Below are 21,255 nucleotides of genomic sequence, written 5' to 3'. Positions count from 1 at the left end.
GAGAAATTTTAATATCTTCGATACCGCAATAGTTTTTGTTATGATCTGAAATACACTCGCCGTCGGCGCGCCCGGCGTCGGCGTTTCAGGCCGCCTCGTTCAGCGCCGCGATCTCGGGCACGGCTTCGCCGATCGCACGATGCAGCGCATCGAATGCTTCGGGCACGCTGACATCCTCCAGGCAGGCCTGCTCCATCCGCCGGCACGCTTCGGCGAGCCGGGAGAAGCCGAGCTGGCCGGCGAGCGAGACCGTCTTGTGCGCGAGCCTGCCGAGCGCTTCGCGCGGGTCTTCGCCTTCGCCGGTGATGCCGAGTTCCGGCGGCCATCGGGGCGGGATGCTGTCGATCGCCTCACGCAATTGCCAGGTGAATCCGGCAATATCCTCGTCGCTCGCGAACATCCGCAATTCTTCCAGCACGGACGGATCGCGTACCACGGCCGGCGCTGCCGCGGCAGGCAGCGGATCGGAGGGACGCTCCCGCGCGCCGGCATCGCCCCATCTCGCCACCGCGGCGAGGAGTTCGGCGCGATTGATCGGTTTGCCGATGTGGCCGTCCATTCCGGCCGCCCGATAGCGCTTGACCTGCTCGGGCAGCACGTTCGCGGTCAGCGCGACAATCGGCACGTTGTTACAGCCGCTCTTCAGCGCTCGGATGCGACGCGACGCTTCCATCCCGTCGATCTCGCCCATCTGAATATCCATCAGGATCAGATCGTAGCAACGTCCGCCGGCCGTCATGGTAATCGCCATCGCACCGCTTTCCGCGAGATCGACGTCGTGACCTGCACGGGTCAGCATGGTCTTGCACAAGTCGCGGTTCATCTCGACATCGTCGACCACGAGAATTTTCAGAGGCCGCCCGACATCCACCGGCGCTTCGCTCTTCTCGATGTCGATCTCGGCGGCGATCGGCAGCTCGATCTCGAAATGGAACGTGCTTCCCCTGCCCGGCTCGCTGTCGATTTTCATCTCGCCGCCCATCGCCTGGACAATGCGCTGCGAAATCACCAGACCCAGGCCGGTGCCGCCGAATTTGCGCGAGATCGTCTCGTCGGCCTGGCTGAACCGCTTGAACAACCCCTTCTGGTCCTGAGCCGAGATGCCGATCCCGGTGTCCGTGACGGCGATGCGGAGCCGCGCGCGATCCTCGGCGCGAAACAGGCAGGCGAAGACCAGATCGACCGAGCCGGCGGCGGTGAACTTGACCGCATTGTTCAACAGGTTGAGCAGCACCTGGCGCAGCCGCGCGCTGTCGCCCATCAGAATTTGAGGGACATCGAGCGCGTCGACCCTCAGCTCGAGCCCTTTCTCTTCGGCCCGCGGCTGGGTGATCGACATGCAATTGTCGATCAGTTCGTGCACATACAGCGGCTTGCTTTCGAGCTGGACGCCCATCGCCTCGATTTTCGAGAAGTCGAGAATGTCGTCGATGATGACGCGCAGCGAGTCGCTGGCCTGGAAGATCCGCTCGACCTGCCGACGCGTCGTCGGCGCCAGTGCCTCGTCCTCCAGAACCAAGTCGGCGTAGCCGATAATGCCGTTGAGCGGCGTGCGGATCTCGTGGCTCATATTGGCGAGAAAGTCCGCCTTGGCGGCACTGGCCTTCTCGGCGCTGGTACGCGCAGCCTTGAGTTCGTCCTCGTATTTGAGCTGATCGGTGAGGTCGACCGCGATCCCCAGAATGCCGAGGTCGCTGCCGTCCTCCGACAGCAGCCGGCTGAGAGTGAGCTGCGTCGGAATCCGCCGCCCATCGCGGGCGATGTAGGTCCAGACCGAAGTGTAAGGATCCTCGCAGGACAGCCGCGCTCGCACCGCACCCAGGCCGGGCTTGGGATTGATGCCTTCCCGCCGCAGCTGGGCGGCGCGCACCGCGATCTCCTCGGGATCGTGGAACAACGCCGGCGTCTCGCGGCCGATCAGCTCGGACGCCTTGTAGCCGAGCAACCGCTCGGCGGCCGGATTGAACAGCGAAATCTTGCCGTCCGGGTCGGTCGCGATCACCGAATAGGCTGCGCGTTCCAGAATCGCGGTCTGCAGCGTCATCGTCTTCTTGAGCTGCGCGGTGCGCTCGGCGACCTGACGTTCCAGCGACGCATTCAGAACGCGGATCTCGTTTTCGGCGTTCACCAAATCGGTAATGTCGCGGGCGGCGGTGGCGATGCCGATCAGGGAGCCGCGCTCGGAGCGGATCGGCGAAACGCTGACGGCGACTTCGACGAGTTCGCCGTTCTTCTTCTTTCGCATCGTCCGCAGATAAAGGATTGGCTTGCCGTCACGCACGCCGGCCAACATCTCGCGTTCTTGCTGACGGTATTGCTCCGGAACGATCAACTCGCTGGCCATTTTTCCGATTGCCTGCTCGGCGGTGTAGCCGAACAACCGTTCCGCGGCCTTATTCCAGTTGATCACGATGCCGTCGACGGTCTTGGCCACGATCGCCTGGTTCGAACCTTCGACGATCGCCGCGAGCCTCGCCTGCTCGGTCCGCTGCTCACGGCGACGCGCCCGCGAAAACATCAGCAAGGCGATCAACGCCGTCAGCAGCACGCCGATCGTGAACGTAATGGAAAACGTCGTCAGAGGCCGAGTGAGATTGAGTGACCGCTCGAACGACGGCAGCGCCCACAGCTCGAGGCGCCAGGTCCGGCCGTACATCGGAATCGCGATCGACCGGGCCGGCAGCGACGACGCGCGCTCCGGCAGCTGCCCGATCGAGTAGAACGGCCGATCTCCCAGATCCGACAGCGAGTACCCGAACTCGCCGTTCTGCGTGTCGGCTCCCGCCAGAATGTCATCGATGTTGATCACCGTGTACGACCACCCGATCAAAGCCTCGAGCCGCTCCTGCTCGGTCTGGATCGACGCCCCCGCACGATACACCGGCAGCAGGATCAGGAATCCATAACGGGTCTTGCCGGCCGTCTGCACCAGCGTGATCGGCGCCGTGATCGTCGCCTTGCCGTCCGCCGCTGCGACGTCGGCCGCGGTCTTCCGGTTCGCTTCCGACGCGATATCGAGGCCGACCGCCTCCCGGTTTCGTTCGATCGGCTCGACATAGTCGATCACATAACGCGGTCCCTGATGCGGGGTGAACTGACGAATGTTGAAGTTGGGGCGCCCTTCCTCCCGAGCTCGCGCGACGAACGCGTCGATGGCGCCGGGTTGAACGAGTCGGATGAATCCGAATCCGCGCGCACCGACGAACTCGGTCTCGATGTCCCGTGTCTGGGTGTAGATGCGATACTGTTCGAGCGTGACCCGCTCCCCGCCGGCCGCCATCACCGCACCGCGGACGCCTCGCAACCCATACTGAAACGTCGCCAGCCGCTTCTCCAACTGCCCGACCAACCGCTGCGCCGCATCGTCGAATTTGGAGCGGGCGATGTCGTCGTTCCAACGCTTGGACCAGACCATCACGGCTGTGCTGACGACCAGGCTCACGATAATGCCGATCGCGATATGGATCAGAGCTCGATACCTCAGCTCGCTCGAGCGAGATCCGAAAGATGCGCTTCTCATGAGGAACACCGCTGCCGCGTCTACACCGCTACCCTGATCGCCGCCCATCAATGCGCCGCGGGCGATGAATCGAACGCGCAGAAATCCTGAATCGTCTGAAACAACTCGCTGACATCGAACGACTTCTTGAAGATCTTCACCGCGCCGGCATGCCCCATCACCTCACGCGTCAGCGCTTGGACGGACACTTTGTCGAAGTCGCGCTCGCTGAGGATCAGCACAGGGATCGCCGCAGTCTCCGGCGACGCGCGTAACCGGGTGATCAAAAACTCGGCGCCCCCCTGAGGCATGTGATAATCGGTCACCACCACGGACGGATGGCGCTTCGCGGCCAACCGCAACGCCTGTGCGGCGCTGGGCGCATACAGAACCTCGACTCCCAGCTTGTTCAGGCGGCTGGCGAGAAACGCACCGACCTGCTCGTCGTCATCGACAATCAGCACACGCGGACGATTTGGCACCAGCTCGGGCAGCCCCGCCAGGGTGTCGCTCTGCGCCGCGATCGCCTCCGACATCTGCGGAAAGATTTCGGTCAGCGCCGCCTTGAGATCGATCCAGAACTCCGGCCCCTTCCGCGCATAGAACAATCCCATCGCTTCGCAGCGCTCGATCGTGGTCTCGTCCGAACTGCCGGTGACGACCAGAATGTCGAGCGAATGACCACCCTGATCGAGCAAGTGGAACGACGCCGTCAGTCCATCGAGCTTGGGCATGTTGACGTCGACGATCATCAGGTCGGGCGCCGTGCGCCGCGCTTTCAGCAGCATTTGGATGCCGTTATTGGCGGTGTCGATCGCGAACCCCATCTTTTCGCAGCGATACGACAACGCCTTGACGACGGCGGGATCGTCGTCCGCGATCAGGATCTTCGGGCGTTTCTCGGTGAGCGCGTCCATGTCTTCCCCCGCTCGATTCATTTATCGGTCCGCTCCTGCAGCGATCCCGGTCTCCCGCTCCAGCAACTCCAAAAGGGCGTCGAGCAGGGCAAGAACACCCGACGGCATTGCGCCTTCGCGTTCGACCCGCACGATTTCTTTCTCGACCCTTGCCGCGGCTTCACCAATCGCCGCGAAGCCGAATATCCCGGCGACGCCGGCGAGCTTGTGAACCACGGTACGCAGCTCGGGCGTCATCTCCCCGGCCGCCAAGCCGCCGCGCATCTGACGAAGCGTCTCGGCGTCGTGCCTGAAGCGCCGCTCGATACCAATGTCGGGCAGCGGCGGCTCGAACGCTTCAGCCTCCGCAACGTCGAGGTAATCGCGGACCCGGCTCGCCAGCCCGCTCAAGCTGAATGGCTTGATGATGATGCCGATCGCTCCGTGCGCGGTGTATTCGGCAATGTCCCTGGGTTCGCCGCGCGCCGTAGTGAGCACGACCGGAATATGGGCGGTTCGTTCGTTCTGCCGTAGCCGCGCCATCACATCGAGTCCGCTCATGTCCGGCATCGATACGTCGCTGAGGATCAGATCAGGAAGCCAGTCCGCAGCTGCCATCACCCCTTCCTCGCCGGTCAAGCAGCCCCTGCTCTCGAGTTCAGGGTCGCGTGCCAGCACGGCTGCGACGATCTTCAGCATGGCCGGGTCATCATCGATATGCAGGACCCTATTCTTCACGCGAAGCCTCCGTGCTGCTGCGGTCGATCGCCAGATCCTCTCGACCTGCGTCGTCGGCCGGCGGAACCGGCACCCCCTCGAACTCTGCGACCACCGCGCTAACAGAGGGTTGAAGGACGCCGTCAACTCCGACCGAAAACTACGAGGATGCGCCTATTAGTTACGTGCGGCCTGCAAATGTTATCCAGCGTTTTGCGAATAGCCACGGGATGCTACGAGGCGCAGGCGCCAATAACATCCGGCGCCGACAACAACCTCGTTCAACTACGCAGTTCGACTCCACCACCCGTCACTCGACGATCAAGACCGAGTCGGCGGCCGGATCGGTACACGGACGTCACACCACATTCGCACAGCAAACACTTCGGCATCCCGTTTCGCGCCGCCATTTTCGTGCGTCGCAGCGCCCGCGCACGCAGCGACCATCGCGCCGCTCAGCGCAATCTCCGCGCCGTTGACGCCCGATGCGAATTCAATAAAACTTGGCTCATTATCGTTGTGGTGAAAGTTTCAGTTATATGAGTCGGCAGTTCAGGGCGGTGTCGATCCGCCAGTTGCGCGCGCTTGCGGCGCTCGCCGAGACCGGCAGCATGACGGCCGCCGCCGGCAAGCTGAACCTGACGCAACCGGCGGTGACGCTGCAGCTTCGCAATCTGCAGGCTCTCGCCGATCTGCCGCTGATCCAGCGCAGCACCGACGGCATGCGGCTGACCGACGCCGGCCGCGAGGTACTGGCGCTCAGCGAGCGGATCGAAGCGGCGATCACGGCCTGCGAGACCTCGCTGGAGATGATCGCCGGCAGGACCGCTGGGCGAATTTCGATCGGCGCGGTATCGACCGCAAAGTACTTCGTGCCGTTCGCGATCTCCGGCTTCCTCAAACGCCATCCGAAGATCGACGTGCATCTGTCGATCGGCAATCGCCGGGAGATCGGCGCCGAGCTGCGCAATTACGAACTCGACATTGCCATCATGGGACGGCCGCCGATCGATCTCGAGGTCGATGTGCATCTGATCGGCGACCATCCGCATGTCATCATCGCGCCGACCGCGCACCGGCTGGCACGCAAGGACGATATCGATCCGCACGAGCTGGCGAGCGAGACCTTCGTCACCCGGGAGCCGGGCTCCGGCACCCGCAGCCTGATGGAGCAGTTCTTCGGAGGCGCCGGGATCAGTCCGCGCACCGGCATGGAGATGACCAGCAACGAGACCATCAAGCAGGCGGTGATCGCCGGCCTCGGCATCGCTTTCATCTCCGCCCACACGGTGGCGACCGAACTCGACGAGCGGCGCCTGGTGATCCTCGACGTCGTCGGTCTGCCGGTGGTGCGGCAATGGTTCGTGGTCAGCCGCAAGGACAAGGTGCTGCTGCCGCCAGCGCAGGCGATGCTCGACTTTCTCAAGGCGGAAGGTCCGCATTTCCTGCCGCGCACCCACGGCCGGATGCGGCTGACCCGGCCGTCGCCGCGCGGCAAGCGCGGCTGAACGAAGGGCGCCGGCGGTTCTGATCCGCTGAGCCGCACCCAGGCGGTCGAAAATTCCTGACCCTCGGCTGTGCCGAATGCCCCTCACCCGGATTGCTGCGCAATCCGGCCTCCCCCGCGCGCGGGGAGAGGTTGGAGCGGTTCATCGTTTGATTGGACGATCCGACCTTTCCGAATGCACTGAGTCCTCATCCTGAGGAGCTCGGCGAAGCCGGGCGTCTCGAAGGATGGGGCAACGCATTCCCTGCGTCACATGGTTCGAGACGGCGCTACGCGCCTCCTCACCATGACGTTGTGCGTGTGGCAGGCGGCGTGGATCAGCTCTGATTCTATGAAAAGCAGAACTGCTCTAGGCCGGGCGCGAGACTGAGACTCTCATGCGCCCGCGCCAGTGTGGGCTGCGGCGCCCCCCCCCAAAAACGGCTCGCTCCCTCTCCGCGCCCTTCGCGGGGAGAGGTTCGGGGCGAGCGGCAGACACGGCCGCAGCGCAGAGCCTGATGCGCAGAGCTCCGCAAAGACAAAGGCGCGCGCCGGGAGGCGCGCGCCAGTCTTGCTCGGGTAGATCAGTGAAAAGGTCAGGCGGCCTTGGCGAGGCCGACGCGAGCCCAGATTTCAGCCAGCGCCTGCACCAGATGTTCGATGTCGGCATCCGAGTGCTGCGGCGACGGCGTGATCCGCAGCCGCTCGGTGCCGCGCGGCACGGTCGGATAGTTGATCGGCTGCACGTAGATGCCGTAACGCTCGATCAGCTCGTCGCTGATCTGCTTGCACAACACCGCGTCGCCGACCATCACCGGAACGATGTGGCTCGGATTGCGCATGTGGACGACGCCGACCTGATCGAGTCGCATCCGCAGCCGGGCGACGCGATCCTGGTGACGGTCGCGCTCGGCCGAGCTCGACCGAATGTGCCGGACGCTGGCCAGCGCACCGGCGGCGACCGCCGGCGGCAGCGAGGTCGAGAAGATGAAGCCGGAAGCGAAGCTGCGGACGAAATCGCACAGCGCCGCCGAGCCGGTGATGTAGCCGCCGACGATGCCGAACGCCTTCGCCAGCGTGCCCTCGATCACCGTGAGGCGATGGCTGAGGCCTTCGCGATCGGCGATGCCGCCGCCGTTCGGGCCGTACAGGCCGACGCCGTGAACTTCATCCAGATAGGTCATCGCGTTGTGCGCGTCGGCGACGTCGCAGATCTCTGCGATCGGCGCGATGTCGCCGTCCATCGAATACACCGACTCGAACGCTACCAGCTTTGGCGCGTGCGGATCGAGATCGGCGAGCTTGCGCTCGAGGTCGCGCGGGTCATTATGCGCGAAGATCCGGGTCTCGCTGCGGCTGTGACGGATGCCTTCGATCATCGAGGCGTGGTTCAGCTCGTCCGACAGAATCACGCAGCCCGGCATCCGCGATGCCAGAGTCGACAGCGTCGCCCAGTTCGACACGTAGCCCGAGGCGAACAGCAGGCCGGCTTCCTTGCCGTGCAGCGCCGCGAGCTCCTGCTCGAGCAGGACGTGATAATGATTGGTGCCGGCGATGTTGCGGGTGCCGCCGGCGCCGGCGCCGCAGGAATCCAGCGCCTCGTGCATCGCCTTCAGCACCTCAGGGTGCTGGCCCATGCCGAGATAGTCGTTGGAGCACCACACCGTGACTTCATTGGTGCCCTCGGGACGATGATGGGTCGCACGCGGAAACGAGCCCGCATGGCGCTCCAGGTCGGCGAACACCCGATAACGCCCTTCGCGATGAAGACCTTCGATCTGGCGCTTGAAATAGGCTTCGTAGTTCATGACGTCCTCCCGTTGAGCGTCGCGGCGGGTTCTGCGACCCGTGCCGATGCCAAGCCGCTCCGGGGATGTTGCTCCAGGAAGGTCTGGCGAAACTGTTCTTCGAGCCGTTGCCGGGCACAGACCTGGCGCGCCTTCGGCTGCGAATCGTCGGCGCGGGCGGTCGGCACCACGACGAGCTGCGGCGCGCCGGGGCGACTCTCGGCCGCGGCCTGAGAATCAGAGTGCTGCGAAGAGCCCTGCGCGGAGGCAGCGGCGATGGTGGCGGAGGGTTTCTGTTCCATGACGATGTTCTCCGGCGAGAAACCTGGACGAATGCCCCAGCTCCACAACGTGATGGCAGGCAAGGGCAGCAGCATGAACCAATGCTCGACGACACCGAGCGCGAACAGCGTCGACACCAGGGTCAGTCCGACCACTTCAAACGGCGTATCGGCGACTTCCACAATGCGCTGGATCATAACCACCAGCACTGCGGTCGCCAGAGTCACAGAAATCGGGAAAAAAGCGCTGACCGGCTTGCGCGCGAAGTACGTCTTCAGGAACTGAACGGCATCCGGCATCAGTTCGTCGTTGGTGACGGGCACGCCGAGAAACAGATTGATCTTCGCACTCTGGCGCAGCACCCAGAGCGCCACATAGGTCCACAGCCCGACTTGATTCTCGGCGCCGAGCGTGACGGCCAGCACCACCGCGCCGCACGCCAGCAGACAGAGCTCGTGATAGAGAATTGCCTGCAGTGCGTAGCTGAAGCGGATGAAACCCTTGGCGCCGGGCGGACACGGCTCAGCCCGCGGACCGGTGAGCCAGCCCGACAGGAACGCGATCTCCTGCGCACCCCACAGGAAGATGATGCAGCTGAAGGCCATATAGGCCGCGCCGACGCTGACGTCGTGCGCGGTGACCGACAGGCCGCACAGCGCGATGGTGAGCATTCCCCCGGCGCACACCGCCCGCAGCAATTCGGACCGGCCGACGCTGCCGACGAGCAGCAGCACCGCCCCGGTGGAGAACCACCAGACGAAGGCTGCGAAGATCGGCGGGCCGAGGTAGCTGACCATCACACCATCCCCCTCACCACGCCGGACGCAGGCCGATGACGCGCGGCAGTTCGTTGCGCTTGGCCGGCAGCAGGAACAGCCGGCCGAATGCCAGCGCCGCCGAGGCGGCATAGAACGGCCGCTTCAACTTGCCGAGTAGGCCCTGGCTGCGGCTCCGGTCGATCTTCTCCGCGGCGATGCGCAGCCGCTCGAGGTTCTGGAGGAAGCGCGGGTCGTCGAGATTGATCGTCACCGGGAAGACCTGCTTGGAGATCTCGGTGGTGACGCGGAACACCTGCATGCCATATTCGGTGGCGTCGACGCCGAGCGCTTCGTAGAAGGCCGGGCGCATGTGATCGCGGACGTACATCGTCGCGAACACCGCCAGCAGGAAGAACCGGATCCACAGCTTGTTGACGCCCGACAACAGCGACGGGTCGGCGCGCATCAGCAGCGCGAACGCCTCGCCATGCCGGAACTCGTCGTTGCACCAGCGCTCGAACCACTTGAAGATCGGGTGGAAGCGGCGCTCGGGATGACGCTCCATCTGCCGGTAGATGGTGATGTAGCGGGCGTAGCCGATCTTCTCCGACAGATAGGTCGCGTAGAAGATGAACTTCGGCCGGAAGTAGGTGTACTTCTTGACCTTGGTCAGGAACGACAGATCGACGCCGATGCCGTGATCCTTCAGGATCTCGTTGATGAAGCCGGCGTGGCGCGCTTCGTCGCGGCTGAGCAGGCCGAACAGTTCGCGGATCTCCGGGTTCTTGATCCGCTTCTTGATCTCGGCGTAGAGCACGCAGCCGGAGAACTCCGCCGTCAGCGACGACACCAGAAAGTCCTTGAACTCGGCGCGCAGCTCCGGCGGCAGCTTGTCGAGGTCGCTGTTGAGGAATTCGTCGGTCTTCTTGAAGTGCGCCTTGTTGTAGTCGGCGCGCAGCTCGTCCATCATCGCGGTCCATTCGGCGCGCACGAGACTGACATCGAGCTTGTCCATCGCCGCATAGTCGGTGGTGTAGAACCGCGGCGTCAGGATGGTGTCCTGCTTGGCGATGTTGAGACTGTCGACGCTGCCCTTGATGTCCGGTCGCGATCGTAGCGCGCCCTGGGCGCCGCCCTCCATTGGAATCATTGAACCCTCCCGGTCGAAAAGCTGACTTCGTACAGTTCGGTCAGTTCACGGTAGCCTTCGAACCGCGCGCGGATCTTGTCGAACAGACCGGCACGGACCACGGTTGCGGTGCGACGAACGACCAAACGTTCGCCGAAGTCGACGTGGGTCGGCGCATCATGAACCAGAACCTCGTCGCCGGGTCCGATTTCGATGTCGCCGTCGAGGACGACGTGCGCGTGCAGGGTTTCCGAGGTCTGTTCGATCTCGACCGTGCAGGGGACGTCGAAGCTCGTGCGTTTCCCTAGTCCGAACATGCTTATTTCGAAGCGCCTTTCTCGGTCAGGTTCTCGTTATTGGAGGTGGTTTGTTCAGCGCCGGTGCCGGCGGGCATCAGCTGCGCGAAGGCGCGCAGATTGTCGGCGCCGAACGCATTGAGGTCGATCACCTTCTTGGTGACCGGATCGGTCAGCGTGTACTGCCCGTTGACGTAGCGGGCGAGCTGGAATGCAGGCGCCGAACCGACGCCGGCCTTCTGACGCTCACGCGCCATGCCGTGCAGCACCACGCGGACGAAGCCCGAGTGTCCCGGCTGCAGCGACATCACCAATCCGCGGTCGGCGGCGCGATACACCAGCACCGCACCGTCCGGACTGTCTTCGAAGTTCAAGTCGAGACTCTCGACCATCGCCGGAGGAGTCATCCGGGAATGTCCGATACCGGTCAGGCTGGTGGTCGCGGCGGCAGCGATCGTGAAAAACACGACCGCCGCAGCCGAGATCAGGACGCCCTTCGGAACATTGAGATTGTGCGCGGCCTCGCTCATCTCGATCTCCGGGTTCAGGCAATTGCCGTTGCGGTGGAACTCGGCAGCGGACCATCCTTGGGGCCGCTGCTGGTGGCTTGTCCGATCGCCAGCGCAGAGCTTTCGGTCTGCGCCTTCACCGCTTCGGTCAACTTGGCGGCGACGGTGGCGACGTCCGGAACCGAATTGAGCATCGGTTCCGGCTGATTGATGTACCAGGGCCGCACATGCGGCCACAGCAACACATAGGAGGCGCGCTTATCGTCGATGATCCGCAGCGGAATGTCACCGCTGCCGTCGCGATTGCGGCGCAGGTCGGCGTTGGCGATCTTGGTCAACGGAATGTTGATGGTGATCGGCAGCGCCACGCCCATCTGGAGAAGGACGCGCTTGGAGGTGATGGTGTAGCAGGTCGCGCGCCGGAACAGCCAGACGAGTAACGCAAGCAGGCCGAGGCCGCCCAGCGCCGGGATCAGAAGCATCGACGCGGAGGTCAATGCTTCCACCGGCGACTGGCCGCTCGACCAGTGCGACCAGGCCTTCCACGCGATCAGCAGGACGAAGTAGACCGCCACTGCCCGCATGTGGAAGGACCTGATGGCCAACCCTTTGTAGGTCGGCTTCCCCTGCCAGATGACGCGCTCTCCCTCCGGCAAGGGCGACGGAAGCTCACGAAACTGGCTGGGGGTGTCGGTCATACCAGAGACTCCGAACGCAGCGGCGTGGCGTAGAGAGTGCCGGCGCCGTAGTACGCACAGACCTTGTCTTCTTCGAGCTTGGTGACCTGATCGGTCTTGGCGATGGTCGGAACGCCGGCGAACTGGTCGCCGCGGATGGCGTCGACCGACACCTTGCCGAACGGGCTGTTGATGAGCGCGAACGGCACCGGGAGCAGGACGCGCTTCTTGCTCTTGGCAACCTCGACTTCGAGGTAGCGGGCGATCACTTCGGCGCGGTCGACCCAGACTTCGGTCACCGTGCCACCGACCACGCCGTCGCAGCCGACCACCGGCATGCCGACCGGGTTCGGGTCACGCGGATCGAGGAACATGCCCTTCGCGGCGCGCAGCGGCGCGATGATCGGCAGGTTGTCGAGGCCGAGTTCCGGCACGTCGGCGCGCTGAGCGTAGGAGCCCGGGCCGACGCCGTCGGCGAACGGGTTGCCGGTCGGGACGAACGGCGCACCCGGCCACGGCGCGGCCGGCGCGAGCGCCACGTTCGGGCGATCGTTGCTGGTCGACGGCACGGTCTTGGTAGCACCGCCACGCAGCAGGTAGGTCTTCGGATCCGGCGGCGCAGGCACGCCGATCTTCGCCAGACGCGTGCCGGTGCCGGCATCGGCGACCAGCGGATAGCCCTCGCGCTTGTCTTCCCGGCGCAGATAGAACAGCAAGCCAGCGAAGAAGATCCAAAATACGTACAGGGTAACCTGTGCTAAGTCCAAATACGCTCCGGGTTGCATGGGACAGACCCCTTCCTCTTAGTTAACCTGGAAATTCGGCGAGGCCGAATTTGGCTGACGACTGCGTGTAGTCCGTTCGTGTCGTGCGCACGAGCGGACCCACGGCAACGAGCGTTGCGAACAGCAACGCGATCTCGATGTAGTAGACGAAGCAATAGCCGATCGCCGGCCCCGACAGCACGGCGCCGAGCGCACCGTCGCTGGCGAGCGAAGCAACGGCGTCGCGAATGCCGCCACCGAGCAGGATGCCGCCGCCGGCTGCGGTCGCCTGCACTGCGCCCCACGTACCGAGCGCCATTCCTGAATCACTGCGGGAGGCCACCGCCATCGCCGCGGTCAGCGTGCCGGCCGCGAACAGGCCACCGCCGAAACCGATCAGCGCGGTGCCGATCCGGAACAGCAGCACCGATTGCGCCGGCGCCGAGATCACCACCGCCGCGAACGCGAACATGCCGATCATCGCGCCGAGGCCGGCGAGCCGATACGGGTCGCCGCCGCGACCGAGGGTGCGTGCCGCCAGCGCGAAGCCGGCCAGCGTGCCGAGTGCGAAGAATGCGGTCAGCGCCGTGGTCTGGCCGACGGTGAGCTGCAACACCTGGGCGCCATAGGGCTCCAGCAGAATGTCCTGCATCGAGAAGCCCGCCGTGCCGAGCGCGATCGCGACCAGCATCCGGGTCGAGCCGCCGGCATCACGGAACTGAGCCCAGGACTCGGCGAACTGCGGACGCCGACGCGCCGACGCGGTCAGCGCCGGATTGCGGGCCTCCTGCTTCCACAGCGCAACGATGTTGAGCAGAAGCTGCGTCACCGCCACGCCCTGGATGACTTGGATGAGCCTGAGCTCGCTGAAGTCGCGCAGCAGTTCGCTGAAGATCAGCGCGCTGCCGGTCATGCCGATCAGCAGCATCACGTACAGAAACGCCACGACCCGCGGCCGCGAGTCTTCCGGCGCGATGTCGGTGGCGAGCGCCAGCCCGGCGGTCTGCGTGGTGTGCAGACCGGCGCCGACCAAGAGGAACGCCAGCGCAGCGCCGAATTGGCCATACACCGCCGGATACTCACCGCCGCCGGACAGCACCAGCAGCGCGAACGGCATGATGGCAAAGCCGCCGAACTGCAGCAGCGTACCCATCCAGATGTACGGCACCCGGCGCCAGCCGAGCACCGAACGGTGATGGTCGGACTTGAAGCCGATCAGGACGCGGAACGGCGCGAACACCAGCGGCAGCGATACCATCAGCGAGACGAGCAGCGTGGTGACGCCGAGCTCGACGATCATCACCCGGTTGAGCGTGCCGTTGAGCAGCACCACCGAGGCGCCGACCGAGACCTGGAACAGCGACAGACGCAGCAGACGGCCGAGCGGAAGCTCCTTCGTCGCCGCGTCGGCGAACGGCAGGAATCGCGTGCCGAGACGCATCCAGCCTTTCGCCAATGTCGCCGCAAGTTGGCTCATCGCCGAACCATCTCCAGGGCCTGCGAGGTGTAGAAGCCGGACGACACCCGATGGGTGCGGCCGGGTTGCCATTGCGCCAGCAGCGGCTCTTCGGCCACCAGGCTGCGCAGTGTCTTTTCGCTGATCGGCTCGATCGCCGGCGCGCGGTCGGCGCGCGGGAAGAAGCCGCCGACGAAATGCATCAGCGTCAAAAGCGGAGTCTTCGGCGCGAACGTCACCGCCATCGACTGACGGGTGCGCGACGCCAGCGTCGCCAGCATCCGGCAGATGTCGTGCGGCAGATAGTGGATCAGCGAGTCCATCGCGACCACGAAGTCGAACTCGCCGAGTTCGGGGTCGAGCATGTCGCCGGAGCGGAAGTCGATCGCGGCCGGATCGATGTCGGCCGGCAGACGCTCGCGCGCCACCGCCACCAGCGTCGGCGACAGATCGATCGCGACGATCTTGGCGCCGCGCCGCGCCGCCTCGATCGACAGCGCGCCGGTGCCGCAACCGGCGTCGAGCAGCCGGGTGCCGGTCATGTCGGCGGGAAGCCACGACAACAGGGTGTTGCGCATTTCGTCGCGGCCGGCGCGCACGGTGGCGCGGATGCCGCTGACGGGTGCGTCCGACGTCAGCTTCGCCCAGGTATCGGCCGCAGTACGGTCGAAATAGGTTTCAAGCTCGCCGCGTCGCTCGATGTAGCTGCCCAACGCCATCAATCAAATCCCAAGAGATCAAAGATGTCGCGATCCTTCAGCGGCTTGCCTTGGACCGGGGGCTCCTTCGCCTCCCACAACTCCGTAGCGAGCCGAAGATACTCATTTTGCACAGCTTCGATTTCTGCGGTGTGATCCATCTCAAAAAGTGTCATCTTTTTCAGACGGCTCTTCCGGATGACATCGAGATCCGGCAGATGCGCGACGCGCTGGATACCGGTGCGCTCGCCGAACTTGTCGATCTGGTCGGTCTCGCGGCTGCGATTGGCAATCAGTCCGGCCAGCCGCACGCTGTAGTTTTTCGACTTCGCCTGGATCGCCGCGGCGATGCGGTTGGCGGCGAAGATCGAATCGAAGTCGTTGGCGGCGACGATCATCGCCCGCTCGGAATGCTGCAGCGGCGAGGCGAAGCCGCCGCACACCACGTCACCGAGCACGTCGAAGATCACCACGTCGGTGTCTTCGAGCAGATGATGCTCCTTGAGCAGCTTCACGGTCTGGCCGACGACATAGCCGCCGCAGCCGGTGCCGGCCGGCGGACCGCCAGCCTCGACGCACATCACGCCGTTGTAGCCCTCGAACACGAAGTCCTCGGGGCGCAACTCCTCGGAGTGGAAGTTCACCGACTCCAGGACGTCGATCACCGTCGGCATCAGCTTCTTGGTGAGCGTGAAGGTGGAGTCGTGCTTCGGATCGCAGCCGATCTGCAGCACGCGCTTACCGAGCTTGGAGAACGCCACCGACAGGTTCGACGACGTGGTGCTCTTGCCGATACCGCCCTTGCCGTAGATCGAAAACACCTTGGCGGAGCCGATCTTGACGTCGGGGTCGAGCTGGACCTGGACGCTGCCCTCGCCGTCGCCTTCGGCGCATTTGCCGGCATTGATGTCGGCGCAGCCCGAGGTCTTCAGCTTCAGGGGGTCAGTCAGGATGTTCATGCGGCCACTCCCACGCCTTCCAGGCGATCCTCGAGCTCTTCGCCTGCCTTGCGCAGGGTCTCGAGCATTTCTGGGTCCGGAGACCAGTAGTTGCGTTCGTGCGCTTCGATCAGGCGGTTGGCGACTTTCGCCGAGGCCACCGGATTGAGCGCGGCGAGGCGTGCCCGCATTTCAGGATCGAGCACGAAGGTCTCGGTGAGCTGCTTGTACACCCACGGGGCGACTTCGCCCGTGGTTGCCGACCAGCCCATAGTATTTGTCACGTGCTCTTCGATTTGGCGCACGCCTTCGTAGCCATGCTTGAGCATGCCCTCGTACCACTTCGGATTCAGCATCCGCGTGCGAGTTTCGAGCGCGACCTGCTCCGACAGCGTGCGGACGGTGCCGGCCCCGCGGGTCTGGTCGCCGATATAGACCGGGGCAGCCTGGCCGCCCTTGGCCTTGCGCACCGCGCGGCTGATGCCGCCGAGCGTATCGAAGTAATGATCGACGGTGGTGACGCCGAGTTCGACCGAGTCGAGGTTCTGATAAGCGAGATCGACGTCGGCGAGCGCGCTCTTGAGCAGCTCGGCGTGCTGCACCGGCTGGCCCTTGAGACCGTAGGCGAAGCTCTTGCGCTTGGTATAGGTCTCGGCCAGTTCGTCCTCGTCTTCCCAGCGGCTGTTCTCGACCAGATGGTTGACGTTGGAGCCGTAGGCGCCGTCGGCGTTGCCGAACACCCGCAGCGAGGCGGTCTCCATGTCGCATTTGTGCTCGGCCTGATAGGCCAGCGAATGCTTGCGGATGAAGTTCTGCTCGGCCGGCTCCTCGGCGCTCGCCGCCATGAAGGCGGCTTCGGCGAGCAGCTTGATCTGCAGCGGCAGCAGGTCGCGGAAGATGCCCGACATGGTGATGATCACGTCGATGCGCGGCCGCCCGAGTTCTTCCAGCGGGATCAGATCGGCGCCGGCGAGACGGCCGTAGCCGTCGAACCGCGGCCTTGCGCCCATCAGCGCGAGCGCCTGGCCGATCGGCGCGCCTTCGTTCTTGAGGTTGTCGGTGCCCCACAGCACGATCGCAACCGTCTCGGGCAGCGGATTGCCCTCGGCGATGTGCTTGTCGATCAGCCGCTGCGCCTGCTTGGCGCCGTCCTGCAGCGCGTAGGCCGACGGAATCCGGAACGGATCGAAGCCGTGCAGGTTGCGGCCGGTCGGCAGCACCGCGGGCGTGCGCAGCAGATCGCCGCCCGGCGCCGGACGGATGAACTTGCCGTCGAGCGCGCGCAGGATCGCGGCCAGCTCATGGTCTTCGGCGAGCAGCTTGTCGATCCCGGCCAGCTCCTTGAGCATGTCGAGATTGGCCTGCGCCTCGGCACCATTGCCGGACAGATGTTCGGGATGACCGCCGCGCACCAGCGCTTCGAGCATCGCCTTGTCCGGACGCTTGCCGTGCATCGCATCGGCGACCGCTTCCAGCGTCTCGACCCGCTCCTCTTCGGAAGGCACGTTGCCGACGACGTGAAGGCCGTGCGGGATCAGCGCGTATTCCATTTCCAGCACGGCGTCGGCGAGCTTGGCAATCGTCGCGCCCGCCTCTTCGGCGGTCCAGGCCGGCTCGGCCGGGGCGAGATCGAGGCCGGCGGCCTGCGCCTGCACCAGCGTGGCGAGATTCGCGCGCTCGGTTTCTTCCTCCGGCGTCAGGCCGCGCCAGCGCTCGAGCGAGGATTTCAGTTCGAGCAGCCCGCGATACAGGCCGGCATGCGCGACCGGCGGCGTCAAATAGCTGACCAGCGTCGCCGCCGACCGCCGCTTGGCGATCGCGCCCTCGGACGGGTTGTTGGAGGCGTACAGATACATGTTCGGCAGATCGCCGATCATGCGGTCGGGCCAGCAGGTGCCCGACAGTCCGGTCTGCTTGCCTGGCATGAATTCCAGCGCGCCGTGGGTGCCGAAATGCAGCACAGCGTGAGCGCCGAAATCCTGCTTGATCCAGCGGTAGAACGCCGAGAAGGCGTGCGTCGGCGCAAACCCCTTCTCGAACAACAGCCGCATCGGGTCGCCTTCGTAACCGAACGCCGGCTGCACGCCGACGAACACGTTGCCGAAGCGCTCGCCGAGAATGAAGATCGACGAACCGTCGCTCTGCTGCTTGCCGGGCGCCGGACCCCACTGCCCTTCGATCTCGCGCAAATAACGCTCGGCCTTGACGTGGTCGCCGGCCATCACCCGGGTGTGGACGTTGGCGGTCGAACCGAACCGTGCCGCATTGCCGGTGATGATCGCTTCGCGCAGCGCATCGACGCTCTCGGGCACCTCGACGGTGTAGCCCTCGGCCTTCATCGCAGTCAGCGTGTTGAACAGCGACTCGAACACGCCGAGGAACGCCGCGGTGCCGGTGTTGCCGGCATTCGGCGGGAAGTTGAACAGCACCACCGCGACCTTGCGGTCCTTGCGCTCGCTTCGCCGCAGCGCGATCAGCCGCGCGGTGCGCGACGCCAGCATCTCGGCGCGCTCGGCGCAGACGTGCATGTCGCCGCCGCTTTCATTGCGCTCGAACTTGCAGAACTTCTCGCAGCCCGGGCAGGCGACGTCGCCGCCGTCGGAGCGGCCGCCATAGACCATCGGATTGGAGCAACCATCGAGTTCGGGGATCGCCACCATGATGGTGCTTTCCACCGGCATCAGGCCGCGATCGGACGTCGCCCACTGCTCCAGCGTCTGGAACTCGACCGGATGCGCCGACAGATACGGCACGTCGAGCGCGGTGAGGATGTCCTCGGCCGCCTTGGAGTCGTTGTAGGCCGGGCCGCCGACCAGAGAGAAGCCGGTGAGCGACACCACGGCATCGACCGTGGGGCGGCCGTTCTTGATGAAGAATTTCTCGATCGCCGGGCGCTGATCGAGGCCGGAGGCAAACACCGGGATGACGCGCAGCCCCTTGGCTTCGAACGTCTCCAGCATACCGTCGTAATGCCCGGCATTGCCGGCGAGCAGATAGGAGCGCAGCAGCAGCACGCCGACCGTGCCCTTGGCTTCGGACGGGCCCGTCGGCAGCTTGTCGACCGACTCGGCGATCCGGCCCTTCATCTTCGGGTGGTACACGCCGATATCGGGGTATTCGAGCGGCGGCTCGACCTTGGCGACGCCGCGCAGCCCCTTGCGCGGACCGCTGGCGTAGCGGTCGACCAACAGCCGCACCATGTTGGCGATGTTCTGCTCGCAGCCCGCCAGCCAGTATTGCAGCGTCAGGAAGTAGGCGCGCATGTCCTGCGCGGTGCCGGGCACGAAGCGCAACAGCTTCGGGAGCTGCCGCAGCATCTTCATCTCGCCCTTGCCGGCCGAGCCTTCGTGCTTCTTACCGCGCAGCTTCTTCAGCCAGTTGATCATGCCGAGCGCTTCGGCGCTCATGTCGAACTTGCCGATATGGGTGAGCTTCACCACCTCGGCGGCCGACATGCAGCACACCATCGCGTCGCATGCGGAACGCCGCGCCTGCAGCGCCGGCATCACCGCACGGACGTGATCGTCCATGAACAGCATGGTGGCGATGATGATGTCGCCGGTCGCAATATCGGCGAGGCAGCGCTGCAGCGCGTTGCCGTCGCTGCCCCACTCGTCGGCTGAGTGAACCGTCAGCTCGATTCCGGGGTAATCCTTGCGCAACGCGTTGCGGGCGCGCGCGGCGGCGCCGGACAAATGGCTGTCCAGCGTGACGATGACGACCCGGACCGGGGTCTTATCAGCGGGCGAAGTGCGCTTTGGCATCGTACAATGTCTCGACAGTAATTGTTGCGACACCATTCTCGTTGGCGAAGCGCTCGGTATTTCGTCGAGCCTTGCCGCGGACGAAGAACGGTATCTTCAGCAGTTCCTTTTCGGCTTCCGGCGCCCATACGGCTCCCGAAGGAGCAGTTGCGGCCGGGACCGGTTGAGATGCTGCACCGTCGAGAACCGGCGCGCTTTGCGGCAGCGCAACGGCGACCTCCGCCGCTGCGGGCGCGGGAGCGGGTGCGTGGCCGGTGCCAAGATGCGACGGCAGCGCGCCGTCCTTGAATTCGAAATCGTCCTTGAACATCGCCAGAAGATGTTCTTCGAGGCCCATCATCAGCGGATGAACCCAGGTGTCGAAGATCACATTGGCGCCTTCGAATCCCATCTGCGGCGCATAGCGCGCAGGGAAATCCTGAACGTGCACCGGCGCCGAGATCACCGCGCAGGGCACGCCGAGGCGCTTGGCGATGTGGCGCTCCATCTGGGTGCCGAGCACCAGCTCCGGATGCAGTTCGGCGACCTTGGCTTCGACTTCGAGATAATCGTCGGTGATCAGCGCCTCGACGCCGTATTTCGCCGCCGCCTCGCGGACGTCGCGGCCGAACTCACGGCTGTAGGTGCCGAGCCCGACCACCTTGAAGCCGAGCTCTTCGGACGCGATCCGCGCCGAGGCGATCGCATGGGTGGCGTCGCCGAAGATGAAGACCCGCTTGTTGGTCAGGTAGGTCGAGTCGACCGAATGCGAGTACCACGGCAGCCGGGTGGAAGCCGCCGCCAGAACCGGCTCGGGATCGACGCCGGCCAGGCCGGCGACTTCGCGAACGAACTCGCGCGTTGCCGAAACGCCGATCGGAATCGTCTTGGTGAATGGCTGATGGAAGATCCGCTGCAGCCACGAGGCGACCTGCGAAGCGATTTCCGGATACAGCACGACGTTGAAGTCGGCGTCGCCGAGCCGGGTGAGATCGACCGGCGTTGCGCCCATCGGCGCCACCACATTGACGTCGATACCGAGCTGGCCGAGCAGCTTGGTAATCTCAGTGATGTCGTCGCGATGGCGGAATCCGAGCGCGGTCGGCCCGAGCAGATTGCACTTGGGGCGCTGACCTGCGGGGCGTTCGGCACGCTTGGTGCCGGGCGGCGGCGCCTTCGGACCGGCGATCGCGCGGACGAGCTGATAGAACGTCTCGGACGCGCCCCAGTTTTCCTTGCGCTGATACGCCGGCAGATCGATCGGTATCACCGGAATCGAGAAGCCGAGCGACTTGGCGAGCCCGCCGGGATCGTCCTGGATCAGCGAGCCGGTGCAGGAAGCACCGACGATCATCGCCTGCGGCTTGAAGCGCGCATAGGCGTTGCGGGCCGCGGTCATGAACAGTTCGGCGGTGTCCTTGCCGAGATCGCGCGCGGCGAACGTCGTGTAGGTCACCGGCGGCCGCTTGTTGCGGCGCTCGATCATGGTGAACAGCAGATCGGCGTAGGTGTCGCCCTGCGGCGCGTGCAGCACGTAGTGCAGCCCTTCCATACCGGTCGCGATCCGCATCGCGCCGACGTGGGGAGGTCCTTCGTAGGTCCATACGGTGAGCTGCATGG

The 21,255-nt window shown here is 65.0% G+C and carries 15 protein-coding genes and 2 pseudogenes; 2 read left to right on the top strand and 15 right to left on the bottom strand.

The features are described 5' to 3' along the window. Window positions 1–79 precede the first annotated feature (79 nt). Window positions 80–259, top strand: a pseudogene (locus tag DY468_RS25000) (hypothetical protein); the annotation flags it as partial. Here DY468_RS25000 and DY468_RS12170 read toward each other — a convergent pair. The 3 genes and pseudogenes from DY468_RS12170 to DY468_RS12160 all read right to left on the bottom strand — a co-directional run. Then, window positions 194–3,280 (bottom strand): annotated as a pseudogene (locus DY468_RS12170) (PAS domain S-box protein); the annotation flags it as partial. The pseudogenes DY468_RS25000 and DY468_RS12170 sit on opposite strands and share 66 nt — an antisense overlap. Before the next feature lie 287 nt (window positions 3,281–3,567). Beyond that, window positions 3,568–4,437, bottom strand: a complete 870-nt coding sequence (locus DY468_RS12165) for a response regulator (RefSeq protein ID WP_246700959.1) — start codon at window positions 4,435–4,437, stop codon at window positions 3,568–3,570. Then, complete coding sequence (locus DY468_RS12160; protein ID WP_164605068.1) at window positions 4,438–5,133, bottom strand: response regulator; 696 nt, start codon at window positions 5,131–5,133, stop codon at window positions 4,438–4,440. Window positions 5,134–5,651: 518 nt separating this feature from the next. On the opposite strand from DY468_RS12160, the gene DY468_RS12155 reads away from it, so the two are divergent. Further along, entirely contained in the window at window positions 5,652–6,620 is a 969-nt protein-coding gene (locus DY468_RS12155; protein ID WP_164605067.1) for a LysR family transcriptional regulator, read from the top strand. A gap of 574 nt (window positions 6,621–7,194) precedes the next feature. Here DY468_RS12155 and hemA read toward each other — a convergent pair. The 12 genes from hemA to bchB are packed head-to-tail and all read right to left on the bottom strand — an operon-like array spanning window position 7,195 to window position 21,253. Continuing rightward, window positions 7,195–8,406: a 5-aminolevulinate synthase gene (gene hemA / locus DY468_RS12150; RefSeq protein ID WP_164605066.1), complete on the bottom strand. Its 1,212-nt coding sequence runs from the start codon at window positions 8,404–8,406 to the stop codon at window positions 7,195–7,197. Further along, complete coding sequence (gene puhE / locus DY468_RS12145) at window positions 8,403–9,464, bottom strand: putative photosynthetic complex assembly protein PuhE (RefSeq protein ID WP_164605065.1); 1,062 nt, start codon at window positions 9,462–9,464, stop codon at window positions 8,403–8,405. The genes hemA and puhE overlap by 4 nt, the downstream gene beginning before the upstream one ends. Window positions 9,465–9,477: 13 nt before the next feature. Then, entirely contained in the window at window positions 9,478–10,575 is a 1,098-nt protein-coding gene (gene acsF, locus DY468_RS12140) for a magnesium-protoporphyrin IX monomethyl ester (oxidative) cyclase (RefSeq protein ID WP_164605064.1), read from the bottom strand. Next, window positions 10,572–10,871, bottom strand: coding sequence for an O2-dependent cyclase accessory protein (locus tag DY468_RS12135; RefSeq protein WP_164605063.1), 300 nt, complete (start codon window positions 10,869–10,871; stop codon window positions 10,572–10,574). The genes acsF and DY468_RS12135 overlap by 4 nt, the downstream gene beginning before the upstream one ends. 2 nt (window positions 10,872–10,873) lie before the next feature. After that, a complete protein-coding gene (gene puhC / locus DY468_RS12130) occupies window positions 10,874–11,380 on the bottom strand; it encodes a photosynthetic complex assembly protein PuhC (protein ID WP_164605062.1) in 507 nt (168 codons plus the stop codon). 14 nt (window positions 11,381–11,394) lie between these two features. Continuing rightward, window positions 11,395–12,057 carry a photosynthetic complex putative assembly protein PuhB gene (gene puhB / locus DY468_RS12125; RefSeq protein ID WP_164605061.1) on the bottom strand — a complete coding sequence of 221 codons (663 nt, stop codon included), beginning with the start codon at window positions 12,055–12,057 and terminating at the stop codon, window positions 11,395–11,397. Next, on the bottom strand, window positions 12,054–12,821 hold the full coding sequence (puhA, locus tag DY468_RS12120) for a photosynthetic reaction center subunit H (RefSeq protein WP_164605060.1): 768 nt from the start codon (window positions 12,819–12,821) through the stop codon (window positions 12,054–12,056). The genes puhB and puhA overlap by 4 nt, the downstream gene beginning before the upstream one ends. A 22-nt stretch (window positions 12,822–12,843) precedes the next feature. Then, window positions 12,844–14,277 carry a BCD family MFS transporter gene (locus tag DY468_RS12115; protein ID WP_164605059.1) on the bottom strand — a complete coding sequence of 478 codons (1,434 nt, stop codon included), beginning with the start codon at window positions 14,275–14,277 and terminating at the stop codon, window positions 12,844–12,846. Continuing rightward, window positions 14,274–14,975 carry a magnesium protoporphyrin IX methyltransferase gene (gene bchM / locus DY468_RS12110; protein ID WP_107343556.1) on the bottom strand — a complete coding sequence of 234 codons (702 nt, stop codon included), beginning with the start codon at window positions 14,973–14,975 and terminating at the stop codon, window positions 14,274–14,276. The genes DY468_RS12115 and bchM overlap by 4 nt, the downstream gene beginning before the upstream one ends. Continuing rightward, window positions 14,975–15,913, bottom strand: coding sequence for a ferredoxin:protochlorophyllide reductase (ATP-dependent) iron-sulfur ATP-binding protein (bchL, locus tag DY468_RS12105; RefSeq protein ID WP_164605058.1), 939 nt, complete (start codon window positions 15,911–15,913; stop codon window positions 14,975–14,977). The genes bchM and bchL overlap by 1 nt, the downstream gene beginning before the upstream one ends. After that, entirely contained in the window at window positions 15,910–19,656 is a 3,747-nt protein-coding gene (locus DY468_RS12100) for a magnesium chelatase subunit H (RefSeq protein ID WP_164605057.1), read from the bottom strand. The genes bchL and DY468_RS12100 overlap by 4 nt, the downstream gene beginning before the upstream one ends. Then, entirely contained in the window at window positions 19,631–21,253 is a 1,623-nt protein-coding gene (gene bchB, locus DY468_RS12095) for a ferredoxin:protochlorophyllide reductase (ATP-dependent) subunit B (RefSeq protein ID WP_164605056.1), read from the bottom strand. The genes DY468_RS12100 and bchB overlap by 26 nt, the downstream gene beginning before the upstream one ends. Window positions 21,254–21,255: the final 2 nt, after the last annotated feature.

Origin of the sequence: Rhodopseudomonas sp. BR0M22 (assembly GCF_010907035.1) — a bacterium.
Classification (GTDB): Bacteria; Pseudomonadota; Alphaproteobacteria; order Rhizobiales; family Xanthobacteraceae; genus Rhodopseudomonas.
Note: the sequence above shows the minus strand (reverse complement) of the source record. Positions and strands in the feature narration are given on the sequence as shown.